Here is a 14,717-nt window from a genome sequence, read left to right as displayed (position 1 = left end):
TCAATTTGATTAACCTTTTTCTTTACGTTCTAGTTCTGCTTGAAATTCTTCCATAACCGGTTTTACCGTACTTTCGGGTAAATCAGCAATTTTGATATACATTAAACCGTCTACTGAATTATTAAACAAAGGATCTACGTTAAATGCAACAACGCGCGCATTTTGCTTAATGTACTTTTTAATTAACACTGGCAAACGAAGACTCCCTGGTTCTACTTCATCAATAATTTTATCAAACTTATTCAAATCGGCTTCGGTTTCATTGAATACAAAATCTTTATCGGCATCTTTAAGTTTTACCTTATATTCTTTTTTCGGATGCACATATTGCGCAATATACGGATCGTAATAGTGCGATTTCATAAATTCAATCATCAGTGATTTTGAAAAATCAGAAAATTGATTGCTTATACTTACACCACCCATTAAATATTTATGTTCAGGATAACGCAATGTGGTGTGCACAATACCTTTCCACAATAGAAAAAGCGGCATTGGTTTTTGCTGGTATTCCGAAATAATGAAAGCTCTTCCCATTTCAATGGATTGACTCATCATGCTGTGCAATTCTGGCTCAAAACGGAACAATTCATGCAAATAAAAACCTTCAATACCATATTTTTTATAAATTCCATCGCCCAGTCCCATTCGGTAAGCTCCTGCAATCATCTGTGCATCGTCATCCCATAAAAACATATGGTGATAGTATTGGTCATATTTGTCTAGGTCAATAGCTTCATTAGTACCTTCGCCCACTTCTCTAAATGTAATTTCACGCAAACGACCAATTTCATGTAAAATATTCGGAATTTTTTCAGCGGTTGTTAAAAAAACTTGGTAATTTTTACTTTGTAACAATCTAAAATCTCCTTCTTTTAACGCATTTATTTCCTCAATTATTTCGCCGTGATTTGCTGGTTTTACAATTTGTTTTGGAGGTTTAGTAGAAGATAATTTAGGCAAGTGTAATTTAGAATCATCATTTTCAAAAGCATTAGAAAGCATGTAGGTTTTTTTTCTTAAAAACTCGCCATAAGCCTCAATATCTTGGTATTCGTTTTGTTCTGCTACCGATATTGGCTTTCCAATTCTAACCTTAATTATGCGATCTTTTTGGGTGTGCAATTCACTTGGTAATTTAGCCGTTCTAAATGTGTCATTAATTTTTGACAAGAAATAAAACAAACGACTATTTTTAGCATGAAAATAGATTGGAACAACAGGCACTTGAGCTTTTCTAATTACTTTTATTGCGCCTTCTTCCCACGGTTTATCTACTACTAATTTGCCATCTTTGTAAGTAGAAACTTCTCCCGCAGGAAACATCCCAAGTGGTTTTCCATCACTTAAATGACGCAACGTTTCTTTAATGCCCACCACGCTCGATTTAACATCTTTATGATTTTCAAACGGATTTACCGGCATAATAAACGGTTTCAATGGGGCAATACGGTGCAATAGAAAATTAGCAATTATTTTAAAATTGGGTACCCGCTCAAGCATTAACTTTAATAGTAATATACCGTCTACGCCTCCAAGCGGATGGTTTGATATGGTAATATAAGCTCCGTCTTTTGGTAAACGTTTTAAATCTTCTTCCGGAATTTCAAATTTTATTTGTAAATCGTCTAAAATTGCATTTAAAAAGGCAACATCTTTTAAGTGTTTGTTTCGGTCATATAGTTTATTAAGCGCAGAAATTTTAAGCACTTTCATCAATATCCAGCCCGAAAATGTTCCGAAAATTCCATATTTATCGGCGTTAATAGCCTTTGCAACTTCTTTAGCAGTAACTAACCCCATTTATTTTTGTTTATTGAGCAAGAAACAAAGATAGCAATTCTATTGAATTGATGGCTCAAAGAATTTATAATTAAAACAAGAAATTTGTGATATTTTTGAATACTACTTTTTTAAAAAACGTTCACCTGAATCTTTAATATTAAAATCCTTTTTACTACTTTTGGTCAAAAGCAAAGACAAGATATGAAAATCATCTCTTACAATGTTAATGGAATTCGTGCAGCCATCACAAAAGGATTTTTAGAATGGTTACAACAAGCGAATCCAGATGTAATTTGTTTGCAAGAAATAAAGGCTAAAGAAGATCAAATCCCTAAAATTGAAATTGAAGCCGCCGGATATCCCTACCAATATTATTTTCCAGCAGAAAAAAAAGGCTATAGTGGCGTAGCTATATTATCCAAAATTGCGCCTAATAATGTAGTTTTTGGAACAGGAATTCCGCATATGGATTTTGAGGGGCGAAATTTACGATTAGATTTTGATTCGCTTTCGGTTATGAGTTTGTATTTGCCTTCTGGTACGAATATTGATAGACTTGAGCATAAGTTTATGTATATGGATGATTTTCAAAATTATGTTAATCATTTGAAGAAGGAAATTCCTAATTTGGTGATTTGTGGCGATTATAATATTTGTCATGAAGCTATTGATATTCATGATCCAATTAGAAATGCAAAAATTTCTGGATTTTTACCCGAAGAACGCGCTTGGTTAGATGGGTTTATGAAAAGTGGTTTTGTAGATACTTTTCGGCATTTAAACAAAGAACCACACAATTATAGTTGGTGGAGTTACAGAGCAAATGCTCGAAATAATAATAAAGGATGGAGAATCGATTATTGCTTGGCGGCCGAACCTTTGAAAGAAAAAATTCAAAGAGCCTTAATTTTACCCGAAGCTAAACATTCAGACCATTGCCCTGTTTTAGTAGAAATAAAATAAAAATCAATTAATCAAAAACGAAAATACAGATGATTAGAAAAATTGCCTTAGCCATTGTAGTACTTAGTTTAACTACTTCGTGTGTTTCAAAAAAAATCTATCAAGATTTAGAAAACAAATATGCCGATTTGAAGAAAGAGCATAACGCACTTTCAGATGAAAACGGTGTCTTGAAAGCCAGTAAGAACCAATTGGAAATAGACAAAACCAATTTACAAACCGAATTGGACAAAACAAAAGCAGAACGCGATAAACTAGCCTCAGACTATGCTGCTACTAAGAAAAGTTTAGATAATTTAAAAGATTCTTACGCTGCTTTAGAAAAAGATAGCAATGAAGCATTAGAAACAAATATCAATAAAAATCGTCAATTGTTAGCCGAATTAGAAGCCAAACAAAAAGCACTAACAACCGAACAAGATCGATTGAATAAATTGAAAAAAGACTTAGAAACATCTTCTAAGCGATTGGCCGAATTGGAAAAAATGATGGCTGATAAAGATGCGGCGATGAAAAAATTAAAAGAAACACTTACAAAATCATTGAAAGCATTTGAAGGAAAAGGATTAACCGTAACAGAAAAAGATGGGAAAGTATATGTTTCAATGGAAAACAAATTATTGTTTGAATCAGGAAGCTGGACCGTTGGTGCTGAAGGGAAAAAAGCGGTGGATTTGGTTGGTAAAGTTTTAGGAGATAATCCAGAAATTTCAGTTTTAATTGAAGGACATACCGATGATGATAAAATCACTGGTTCAATAGGTGGTGGTGTAGAGAACAACTGGGATTTATCTACCAAGCGTGCTACAGCAATTGTGAATATTTTATCGGCTAATGCCAAAGTTAAAAAAGAAAATTTAACAGCAGCTGGTCGTGGTGAATATGCTCCATTGTTATCTAATGAAACTGCTGAAGGAAAAGCTAAAAACAGAAGAATAGAAATTATTTTAACGCCTAAGTTAGATGAAATTTCAAAAATGTTGAACGAGTTGTAATTCTCAAAGGTCGTCATTTCGACGAAGGAGATATCACATAATACTATTTTTCAAAAAAGTTCAAAGAATTTCTTTGGACTTTTTTCTTTTTAATAACCTATACTACTTTGTATCTTTGCTACTTTGAAACATAACATGAACTACACAACATTACCCAATACCAATTTAAAAGTCAGTAAAATCTGTTTAGGGACCATGACTTTTGGCAATCAAAATACCGAAAGTGAAGCCCATTCCCAATTGGATTATGCGCTTGAAAACGGAATTAATTTTATTGATTCAGCCGAAATGTATCCTATTGGTGGCAACGCCCAAATTTTTGGAAGTACTGAACGGTTCATTGGCACATGGATTCAAAAAATTGGCCTTTCGGAACGAGAAAAATTGGTAATCGCAACTAAAATTGCGGGTCCAAATAGAGGTTTGGAATACATTCGTCAACCATTAGATTTTTCTAAAAAGAGCATTCACGAAGCAGTAGAATTGAGTTTAAAATACCTTCAAACTGATTATATTGATTTATATCAAATGCACTGGCCCGAACGGGTGATGAACATGTTTCAAAAACGAGGTGTTCAGGAATTAGACCCAAAATGGCAAGACAATATTTTTGAGGTATTAACGGTTTATGATGGATTGATTAAAGAAGGAAAAATCAAACAGATTGGGGTTTCCAATGAAAATCCGTGGGGTGTGATGCGTTTTTTAATGGAAAGCGAAAAGCACGGATTGCCAAGAATTTCAACGATACAAAATCCGTTTTCATTGTTAAACAGATTGTACGAAGTGGGTTTATCAGAAATTGGCATGCGAGAAAACGTTGGGTTGTTAGCTTATTCTCCGTTAGGATTCGGTTATTTAACAGGAAAACATTTGAACGGAATTGAAAAAAATTCGAGATTGGATTTGTTTCGAAATTTCAACCGTTACACAAACGAAAATTGTTTCAAAGCCACTAAATTATATAAGGAATTAGCAGAGGCAAATGGATTGACATTGACACAAATGGCCATTGCGTTTGTGCATCGTCAAAAATTTGTAACGTCAACAATTATTGGTGCTACAAGCATGGAACAATTAAAAGAAAACATTCAAGCTTTTGATGTTGTTTTATCGGATGAATTAGTTGCTGAAATTGAGAAAATTCAGGAATTAATTCCGAATCCTGCGCCTTAAATTATTGTTTGATAATTTTTGATGTTGCAGTCAGACCACTTTGTGTTTCCACAGTAACTAAATACATTCCTTTGGCTAAACTTGTTATGTTTACTGCGTTTGAATCTATGTTTTGAATATCTTGATTAAAAACGACCTTACCAGTTAGGTCGGCAATAGAAATATTTTGTAATGCCAAATTATTGTTATTCTTGATGTATAATTCATTAGTAGCTGGATTTGGAAAAATAGTAACTTGACTTTCGTTAAGAGATGGCGTACTGAGTGAAGTATCTACTAATTTTGAAACAGAAGTGCCATTTGTAACATATAATTCACCGTTAACGTCTTCGCCAAAAGAAGTAATTACACCTGGCAAGTTTACATTCCAAGTAATCACACCTGAAGCGTCAACAAGTCCTATTTCCGCGGTACAATAATCGGCAAAAATATATTTGTTTGCAAGATTTGGATATAAAGTACCAGTGTAAAAATAACCACCGGTGATGGAACATCTGCCATTGGAACCATAAACATAATCTGTAAAAGGCGCAACTGTGTTCGCAAATGTTGGGCAACCACTTGTGCTAAAAACAGAAGTTCCTTCATAACATCGCCAGCCATAATTTAAACCTATATTAGGTAAAGGGAATGTTGTTTTATTGATTTCTTCACGAGTACTCTGACCAACATCAGCTATCCATAAATCTCCGTTTAATCTATTAAATGAATATTTCCATGGATTGCGTAAACCAATTGCCCAAATTTCGCGAAGACCAGCAGTGGTCGCATAAGGATTAGTTGATGGAATACCATAATTTAATGACCCAAAAGTAGTATCAACATCTATTCGAAGCATTTTACCTAACATTACTCTACTAGGAAAATTAGGATCTATAGTCATGTTTTGAGAATATCCCTGTGGATCACCGCCACTTCCACCATCACCCAATCCGATGTATAAAAAACCATCGCGCCCAAATGCTAAACTCCCACCATTATGATTATTGAATGGTTGGTCCACAGTCATTAAAATGGTAGCAGTAGTATTGGCTATATCTGGATTAGCAGAAACACTATATCTGGCAATAATAGTGTCGCCAGCAGTGTTCGTGTAATTGATATAAAAGAAACCATTAGTAGCATAATTAGGATGAAAAGCCAATCCAAGTAAACCTTGCTCACTTAAAGTACTCAATCCAGTAACAGTTAAAAATGGTGTAGCATTGATCGTTCCGTTCGAATTAACAATTCGAATTAAACCTCCTTTTTGAACTACAAATAGGCGAGAATCGGCCGGCGGATGAACTAGCGCTACTGCATTGGATAAACCTGTGGCAAAAGTTTGTACAGCTACCGTTTGCGCTGAAACCGAAAAAGCAAAAAGTGTAATGATAAAGAGTATAATTTTTTTCATTGACAATATATTAGAAGTTCAAATTTAGTTTATTTAGTCAAATAATATTAACAAAAATAAAAGCGAACGAAAAAAATAGATGAATTAAATCCCTAAAATAATCTTTGCAATCGTAAAATAGGTTAGAATTCCTATAATATCGTTACTTGTAGTAATAAACGGTCCAGTAGCTAAAGCGGGGTCAACGCCATATTTATTTAAGATGATTGGAATGAACGTTCCAATTAATGATGCAATGATAATTACAGTAAGTAGTGCAATTGAAACAGTATAACCTACATGAATTTCATAGCCAAGTAAGAAATAACTTCCTAAAAGCAAAATTACTGATAAGATAATTCCGTTCAATAAACTTAGTGAAAGTTCTTTTAATAAGCGTTCGATAATAGGACCAATAATGGTGTTATTTGCCAAACCTTGCACAATAATTGCCGAAGATTGCACACCTACATTTCCAGCCATCGCAGCAATCAATGGGGTAAAGAAAAATAATTCGGGATGAAGTTTCATTATAGGTTCAAAAATACCTAAAACATGCACCGAAATAAATCCGCCAAATAATGCTAAAACCAACCAAGGTAAACGTGCTTTTGTCAGTTCTAAGATACTGTCATCGGCCTCAACGTCTTGTGAGATACCCGCAGCTAACTGGTAATCTTTGTCGGCTTCTTCTTTAATTACGTCAATAATATCATCAATGGTAATACGACCTACTAATCGGCCCAATTCATCCACAACCGGAATGGCTTCCAAGTCATACTTTTGCATGATGCGCGCCACTTCTACATCTTTAGCATCTACTTTTACATAATTTACTTTTTTGATATAAACTTGGCTAATAGGTGTTTTTGTTGAGGTAGTTAATAGATCTTTTAACGATAGACGACCTTTTAATCGTTCCTCGTCGTCTATAACATATATAGAATGAACTCTAGAAATATTTTCGGCTTGCAAACGCATTTCTTTGACGCAGGTTAATACGTTCCAGTTTTCGTTTACTTTTACAAGCTCTTTTCCCATTAAACCACCAGCAGTATCTTCGTCATAGCGCAATAAATCAACAATATCTTTTGCGTGTTCAACATCTTCAAGTTCAGAGATTACCTGTTCTTTTTTGTGTTGAGGTAATTCGGCAATAATATCTGCCGCGTCGTCTGTACTAAGTTCGTCTAGTTCTTCGGCGATTTCTTTTGGTGATAAGTTTCGTAGGATTTTTTCCCGAACTTCATCATCTAATTCTAATAAGATTTCGGCAGTTTTTTCCGAATCTAAGGTGTTAAATATGTAAGCCGCGCCGTGATCATCGAGTTCTTCCATGATTTCGGCAATATCAGCAAAGTGAATATCTTCAAGAAGCAAAAGTAACTCTTGCGCCTTGTTTTCACTTATAAGTTGTTCTATTTCAGATAGAAACTCTCTGCTGATTTTAAACTCCATCGGCTGTTATTTTTTGGGTAATTTCGATAAACTGCTCTACCGTTAATTGCTCCGGACGAAGGTCAAAGATACTATCTTCTTTTAAATTATCAGAGAAATTGAACGATTTTAAACTATTTCGTAATGTTTTTCTTCGTTGTTGAAAGGCCGTTTTTACTACTCGGAAAAATAATTTTTCGTCACAAGGCAATGAAAAATTTGCTTTTCGTCGTAATCGTAAAACTCCCGAATCTACTTTTGGCGGCGGGTTGAAAACTTCTGGCGGAACCGTGAATAAGTACTCGGCATCGTAAAAAGCTTGGGTTAAAACCGATAAAATTCCATAGACTTTACTTCCTTTTTTCTCACAAATGCGTTGGGCAACTTCTTTTTGAAACATCCCGGCAAATTCTGGAATTTGATTTCGCATTTCTAATGTTTTGAACACAATTTGGGTCGAAATATTATACGGAAAATTACCAATTATTGCAAAAGGATCGCCATTAAATACTTCGTTCAAATCATATTTTAAAAAATCCTTTGAAATAATATGATTGTCTAATTTTGGGAAGTGAACACCTAAATATTCTACCGATTCTTTATCGATTTCAATGACAAAAGTTTCAGTGGGTTTATCCAATAAATATTTAGTCAAAACACCCATTCCTGGACCAATTTCCAAAATTTTTGAATAACCATCCAGCGAAAGTGTATCGGCAATATCCTTTGCAATGCTTTCGTCTTTTAAGAAATGTTGTCCTAAGTGTTTTTTTGCGCTTACTTTATCCATTATCTTCCTTTTTTTTCATTCCCGAGCAATCGGGAATATTTTGATCAGAATTATACCACTCAATTGATAAATCTTCCCAATCTTTATTTTCTTTTTCAATCAAATCGATTTTCCATTGTCGGTTCCATTTTTTCAAACGTTTTTCCCTTAGAATTGCATCTTCAATGTAACCATGAACTTCAAAGTAAACCAATTTATCTACATTGTATCGGTATGTAAATCCTTTATTTATTCTACCTTTATGTTCTGCAACTCTTCTTATAATATTATTTGTTACACCAACATAAAGAACAGTGTTGTTTTTATTTGCTAATATGTAAACGTAATAAATATGTGCTTTCATATTTGAGTTTTTCCGTTTTCACGGAAAGGACAAAAATTGTTAATTTTCTGCGCTGTAGAATTCTTCCAAAACCTCTAACTCAGTTCTAAAAGCCAACATTTTATCGCCAAATAATTGCAATCCTTCTTGGCGTAATTTTGGTGCATGATTTTGGTAGTAGTTCTCTAATTTTGTTTTAGAATCGGTGAAATATTGAACGGCATAGGTAGTACCGCCCATTTCTTCTTCAACCAAAACCTTCACCATTTTAGCATGGGTAAACAAACCTGTTGCTAACACCTCATTAATATGTTTGTTTTGCATCCATTTTACCCAATCGTGGTGAATGCTTTCGTCTACATTTATGGTTACGTTGTATATTATCATTTTTAATAAATTTTAATTTCAAGTACAAAATTCATCTTTCAAAAATCGTTAATCATCAATCTAAAATCAAATCGTTGAATCACCTCGCAACGTTCGATATTGTTTTCTACTTTCGGTAAAATATAAACTATCAGGATGTTCCAAGACTATTTTCTCATATAATTGTTTCGCTTTTTCGATATCTAAAAGATGCTTGCGATAAATTTCTGCCGAAAAAAATAAGGCTTCATCTTTATAAATTCCGTCTTTGTGCTGTTCTAATATGTTTTGATAATATTGGATTGCTTTTGCATAATCGTTCTTTTCTTCGTAAATTTTCCCAACTTTAAACAATGTACTTTCTTCGATGCTTTTGCCTTTGTGCTTTTGTAAAATAGTTAAAAACGATTGCAAGGCTTCATCATTTTTCTTTTGGTACAATTGGAATTCAGCTTTTGCATAATCTTGTAGCGCAATTCGCAAACTATCTTCTACAGAATTGTCTTCGATTAATAAAAACAGCTCAACAGCATCATTTGCTATCAATAAACTGGGCGATTGTTTTAGGTTTTTTACTTGCTGTAATGTCCAATCGAAATCTCTTTTATAGAAGTTTGCTTTGGCTAATTTAAAACTTGCTTCGTGTGCCAAAACATCATTTTTTAAATTTTCTTCCACTTGTGCATAATATAAAATGGCTTGATTGAATTTTTCATCATATACCAAAATATTGGCTAATTCCATTTTAACTCTAGATTCTTCTCTGATGTTCAATGGTAACTGAAGGGCGTTTTGAAGAAGTTGTTTTCCTGAATCAGTTTGTTTTAAATAAAATGCCTCAAAATGTGCTGTAAGAATTTGAAGTTCTAAAGAAAAAGGAGTGACACCATATTTTTTCAATACACCTTGCAATTTTAAATCTAAGGCTAAATAATCCTTTTCTAATGCCGATTCAATTTCCATAGACACTAAAAAATGATGCGCTTGCATTTGTAAATCTAAGTTTTCGGTATTTTCTAATACAAATGTTAGGATAGAAGTTGCATCTTCATTTTGCTTTTCATCAATTGCCAATTTGGCTAGCGTGACAATGTTGTAAAAACTATCAGGATTTCGTTTATAAACTGCTTTTTCTTGTACAAATGCTTTTCCGTATTCTTTTTGTTGTACGAAATACCAACTCAAGAATTGGTTCCAATAGACATCTTGTGATTTTTGTGTTTTTAGCAGTAGTCCTTTTTTAATTTCGTTAGCAAAAGCACCATCAACATCATCTAGTAAAAATCGGCTCAATTGATTTTGAACTAATGCTGTGTTTTCTTGATTCGAATAACTATAATCGAGTAATTTTTGGAGCATTAGGTCTAGTTTTCCTAATTGCCCATGAAGTAAGGCTGATTGATAATCAAAATTTAGTTTTGGATTTTTCTTTTGTGCCGTTTCATAAGCTTTTAATGCCCATTCTAATAAAACTTTCTTTTCAAAAGAATTGGCAACTTGATAAGCATAATTAGGCTCTTTATCGACTTCTTGAATGGCTAATTCATAATTTTTTTCGGCTTTATCTGTGTTTTTTTGCAATTGGTAATTATAGCCCAGTTCAATCAACAAAAGAGGTTGATTGTTTTTGTCTTTTCTTTTTGAAATTAATTCTTCTACTTTTTCATACTGTTTTAATTGTTGTTGACATTCAATAATTTTTTGAAAAAAGAAAAAATTAGAAGGTTGCTTTTGCGAACTTTCTTCAAAAATAGTGAGTGCCTTTTCAAATTCGCCATCATCAAAATATTGCAACGCCAATTGCTCGTTTTGTGCCGAAACCAAAAACGAATTCAAAAAGACCAATATGATTATGATTTTTTGCAGCATAAATAAAACAAATAATGTACTAATGTAACACTTTTAGCGTTGAATTAGTACATTATTTATAAAGCGTAACGTTTAGTTAATAATATCAAATCCGGTGTATTTTCTTAAAACTTCAGGAACCACAATACCTTCAGGGGTTTGGTAGTTTTCTAAAATTCCAGCTAATACCCTAGGCAAAGCTAATGAACTTCCGTTTAAGGTGTGTGCCAATTGATTTTTACCGTCTTTATCTTTGAAACGTAATTTTAAACGATTTGCTTGGAAGGTTTCAAAGTTAGAAACCGAACTAATTTCTAACCAACGCTCTTGTGCGGTTGAATACACTTCGAAATCATAGGTTAAAGCCGAAGCAAAACTCATATCTCCACCACACAATCTTAAAATACGGTAAGGCAATTTCAATTCTTGTAAAATTTCTTTTACGTGATCCACCATTCCGTCTAAGGCTTTGTAAGAATTATCAGGATGTTCAATGCGTACGATTTCTACTTTGTCAAATTGGTGTAAACGATTTAATCCGCGAACATGTGCACCATAAGATCCTGCTTCACGACGAAAACACGGTGTATAGCCCGTACATAGAACAGGTAGATCATTTTCGTTCAATAAAACATCTCTAAAAATATTAGTTACCGGAACTTCTGCGGTTGGAATTAAATACAAATCGTCAAGGCCTACATGGTACATTTGCCCTTCTTTATCGGGTAATTGACCTGTTCCAAAACCAGAAGCTTCGTTAACCAAATGTGGTACTTGGTATTCTAAATAACCAGCATCGGTATTTTTATCTAAGAAATAAGTGATTAAAGCACGTTGTAATTTAGCTCCTTTTCCTTTGTAAACTGGAAAACCTGCTCCAGTAATTTTTACGCCTAATTCAAAATCAATTAAATCATATTTTTTGGCTAATTCCCAATGAGGTAATGCGCCTTCGTGTAATTTAGGAATTTCACCTTCTTCAAAAACGTTTAGATTTTCCTCAGGTGTTTTTCCTGTGGGAACAATATCAGCGGGAAGATTTGGTAATTTGTATAATTCTTCTTGTAATTGTGAAGCATAAGCGTTCAATACTTCGGTTAATTCTTTATCTTTTTCTCGAAGTTGTACTGATTTTTCTTTTAAAATTTCAGCTTTAGCTTTTTCGCCGCTTTTCATTAAATCCCCAATGTCTTTGGATAACTTATTAGATTCCGATTTAATAGTGTCTAATTCTGCTTGAGTGGCTCTTCTTTTTTCATCAAGTGCAATTACTTGATCAATAGCAGCTTTGGCATCAATGTTCTTTTTCGCCAATTTTTTAACTACCTCTTCTTTGTTTTCTCTAATGTATGCTATTTGTAACATGGTCTATTGGATTTTAAAGTGACAAATTTAAGAAATTGGATTCAGATAATGGACAAAAAAACAAAATGCTCGTTTCATATTGTATATCAATGAATTTCAGCGCGAAAAGATTTTAAAAATCGAATATTTTATAATATATTCGCTACAATTTTACAATTCTGAAATTTTATTAGTATTTTTTTAAAACTACAAATTTTAAAACACCTAAAATTTACCAACCTATTTAGCATGAAAAAAAACATAACATACCTATTTCTTTTACTGACATTTTTTGGATTCTCACAATCTGAATCTGAAGAATTTGATCGAATGGTAGAATCAGAAATGAAGTCGGCTTCTTCGCTCATGCAACTTGCAGTTAATCCAAATACACAAAATTATGATGTGACTTATTGCGAACTTCGTTTTACAGTTAATCCAAGTGTTTTATCTGTTAGCGGAAATGTAAAAACTACTTTTACTTCACTGACAAATAATATGTCAACAGTGACTTTTGATTTTTATAAAAAAACAACTAGTCCGTTTACAATTTCATCTGTAAAAATTAATAATGTAGCCACAACTTTTTCTCATAATGCTACGCATGAATTAGTTATTAATTTACCATCAACAATTAATACAGGTGATAGTGCTACCGCAGAAATAATCTACAGTGGAGTGCCATCAAACCTTGAAGGTGCTTTTACAATAGGCACACACAATTCAAATCCGGTACTTTGGACACTTTCGGAGCCTTTCGGAGCAAGAGACTGGTGGCCGTGCAAGCAAGATTTAAATGATAAAATTTCAAGTATTGATGTTTATATTACAGCACCGTCTGCTTATGTTAGTGTTTCAAATGGTTTAGAAGTTTCGCAAACTATGTCTGGTGTTACAGATAAAACAACTCATTTTCATCACAATTATCCAATTCCAGCTTATTTAGTTGCTATTGCAGTTACAAACTATCAAATATATAATCAGCAAGGAGGTTTAGGCACAACTGCAAGTCCTTACTTTCCTATAGTGAATTATATTTATCCTGAGGAAGCTACCTCTTCAATTAGTAGTTTAGCTGTAACACCAAACATTATTAATTTTTTTGAATCAATTGTAGGTAATTACCCTTTTAGAAATGAAAAGTATGGCCATGCGAGAGCTGGATTAAACGGTGGCATGGAACACACAACAGTCTCTTTTATGAACAGCTGGGGACGTTCATTAATTGCGCATGAAATGGCACACCAATGGTTTGGAAATAAAATAACCTGTGGTACATGGAAAGATATTTGGTTAAACGAAGGTATTACAGAATATTTAGCAGGTTTAGACGTTGAAAATTATGCTCCAACAAGTTTTGTTTCTTGGAAATCGGGGAAAATTAACAATATTACCGCAGTAACTAATGGAGCCGTTTATTTAACAGATGCTGAGGCATTAAATGTAGGGCGTATTTTTAGTTCTAGATTTACCTATAATAAAGGTTCAATGGTTACCCATATGTTGCGATGGAAAATGGGAGACACGGCATTTTTTCAGGCATTAAGAAATTATTTAAATGATTCAAATTTAGCTTATGGATATGCTATTACTACTGATTTTAAAGCAAAATTAGAAGAAGTCCACGGCAGTAATTTAGATGAGTTTTTTAATGATTGGATATACAATCAAGGATATCCTACCTATTCAATTACGGCGCAGAATTGGGGCGCCGGACAAGCTAAAATCATCGTTAATCAAACCCAATCTGATCCTAGTGTTCTTTATTTTGAAATGCCTTTAGAAATTAGATTGTCTGACGCTGGAGGGGTAACTCACGATGTAGTAGTAAATCATACCGGAAATGGGCAAGAGTTTATCGTATCGGTGCCGTTTGTTGTTACCGGAGTAACTTTTGACCCAAACAAACACATAATTTCTAGAAACAATGTAGCTACTTTAGCAAATGAGACTTTCGATTTAGACCAGAGTATTTCAATTTATCCAAACCCTGCAAACGACATTTTGCACATTATGACACCAACCACTATTCTAATAGAAAAGGTTGAAATTTTTAATACTTTAGGACAACTAGTAGGACAAAAAACGGATCATGATTTTTCGATTTCGGAATTAGCTTCGGGCATTCATTTGCTTAAAATCACTACTTCGGAAGGGGTAATTCATAAAAATTTTATAAAAAAATAGTACATCAAAAAAATAGTAGTAAAAAGTAAGGCGAAAACCTTACTTTTGTCTTTTAAATAAAAGCACAGCAATGATTCAAGTAGCACAAATATTATTTATTTTATCGGTATTAGTAATTCTTCACGAATT

Annotated in this window: 12 protein-coding genes; 4 read left to right on the top strand and 8 right to left on the bottom strand. The window is 33.4% G+C overall.

The genetic code is table 11. The features are described from left to right. Positions 1–9 precede the first annotated feature (9 nt). Positions 10–1,803, bottom strand: coding sequence for a GNAT family N-acyltransferase (locus tag ACIQZC_RS00855; RefSeq protein ID WP_396137344.1), 1,794 nt, complete (start codon positions 1,801–1,803; stop codon positions 10–12). Between the two features lie 183 nt (positions 1,804–1,986). Between ACIQZC_RS00855 and ACIQZC_RS00850 the strand changes: the two genes are divergently transcribed. The 3 genes from ACIQZC_RS00850 to ACIQZC_RS00840 all read left to right on the top strand — a co-directional run bounded on the left by ACIQZC_RS00850 (position 1,987) and on the right by ACIQZC_RS00840 (position 4,919). Then, the gene (locus ACIQZC_RS00850) at positions 1,987–2,748 is read left to right on the top strand and encodes an exodeoxyribonuclease III (RefSeq protein WP_396137343.1); all 762 of its coding nucleotides are present in this window, start codon (positions 1,987–1,989) and stop codon (positions 2,746–2,748) included. A gap of 29 nt (positions 2,749–2,777) precedes the next feature. Then, complete coding sequence (locus ACIQZC_RS00845) at positions 2,778–3,743, top strand: OmpA family protein (RefSeq protein ID WP_396137342.1); 966 nt, start codon at positions 2,778–2,780, stop codon at positions 3,741–3,743. Positions 3,744–3,878: 135 nt separating this feature from the next. Next, positions 3,879–4,919 (top strand): aldo/keto reductase, encoded by a 1,041-nt coding sequence (locus ACIQZC_RS00840; RefSeq protein WP_396137341.1) that lies wholly within the window; start codon positions 3,879–3,881, stop codon positions 4,917–4,919. A gap of 1 nt (position 4,920) precedes the next feature. On the opposite strand, the gene ACIQZC_RS00835 is transcribed toward ACIQZC_RS00840, so the two are convergent. The 7 genes from ACIQZC_RS00835 to serS form a co-directional block, all read right to left on the bottom strand. Next, entirely contained in the window at positions 4,921–6,315 is a 1,395-nt protein-coding gene (locus ACIQZC_RS00835) for a PQQ-dependent sugar dehydrogenase (RefSeq protein ID WP_396137340.1), read from the bottom strand. An 84-nt stretch (positions 6,316–6,399) separates the two neighbouring features. Then, the gene (gene mgtE / locus ACIQZC_RS00830) at positions 6,400–7,752 is read right to left on the bottom strand and encodes a magnesium transporter (RefSeq protein ID WP_396137339.1); all 1,353 of its coding nucleotides are present in this window, start codon (positions 7,750–7,752) and stop codon (positions 6,400–6,402) included. Beyond that, positions 7,742–8,521 carry a 16S rRNA (adenine(1518)-N(6)/adenine(1519)-N(6))-dimethyltransferase RsmA gene (gene rsmA, locus ACIQZC_RS00825; RefSeq protein ID WP_396137338.1) on the bottom strand — a complete coding sequence of 260 codons (780 nt, stop codon included), beginning with the start codon at positions 8,519–8,521 and terminating at the stop codon, positions 7,742–7,744. The genes mgtE and rsmA overlap by 11 nt, the downstream gene beginning before the upstream one ends. Beyond that, a complete protein-coding gene (locus tag ACIQZC_RS00820) occupies positions 8,514–8,864 on the bottom strand; it encodes a GIY-YIG nuclease family protein (protein WP_396137337.1) in 351 nt (116 codons plus the stop codon). The genes rsmA and ACIQZC_RS00820 overlap by 8 nt, the downstream gene beginning before the upstream one ends. 39 nt (positions 8,865–8,903) lie before the next feature. Then, the gene (locus tag ACIQZC_RS00815) at positions 8,904–9,230 is read right to left on the bottom strand and encodes a DUF4286 family protein (RefSeq protein WP_396137336.1); all 327 of its coding nucleotides are present in this window, start codon (positions 9,228–9,230) and stop codon (positions 8,904–8,906) included. A 66-nt stretch (positions 9,231–9,296) separates the two neighbouring features. Continuing rightward, complete coding sequence (locus ACIQZC_RS00810) at positions 9,297–11,078, bottom strand: tetratricopeptide repeat protein (RefSeq protein ID WP_396137335.1); 1,782 nt, start codon at positions 11,076–11,078, stop codon at positions 9,297–9,299. A 72-nt stretch (positions 11,079–11,150) separates the two neighbouring features. Then, on the bottom strand, positions 11,151–12,422 hold the full coding sequence (gene serS / locus ACIQZC_RS00805; protein WP_396137334.1) for a serine--tRNA ligase: 1,272 nt from the start codon (positions 12,420–12,422) through the stop codon (positions 11,151–11,153). Positions 12,423–12,650: 228 nt separating this feature from the next. On the opposite strand from serS, the gene ACIQZC_RS00800 reads away from it, so the two are divergent. After that, positions 12,651–14,588: a M1 family aminopeptidase gene (locus tag ACIQZC_RS00800; RefSeq protein WP_396137333.1), complete on the top strand. Its 1,938-nt coding sequence runs from the start codon at positions 12,651–12,653 to the stop codon at positions 14,586–14,588. The last annotated feature ends 129 nt before the right edge of the window (positions 14,589–14,717 follow it).

This window comes from Flavobacterium sp. (genome assembly GCF_044338735.1).
GTDB lineage: Bacteria > Bacteroidota > Bacteroidia > Flavobacteriales > Flavobacteriaceae > Flavobacterium.
Note: the sequence above shows the minus strand (reverse complement) of the source record. Positions and strands in the feature narration are given on the sequence as shown.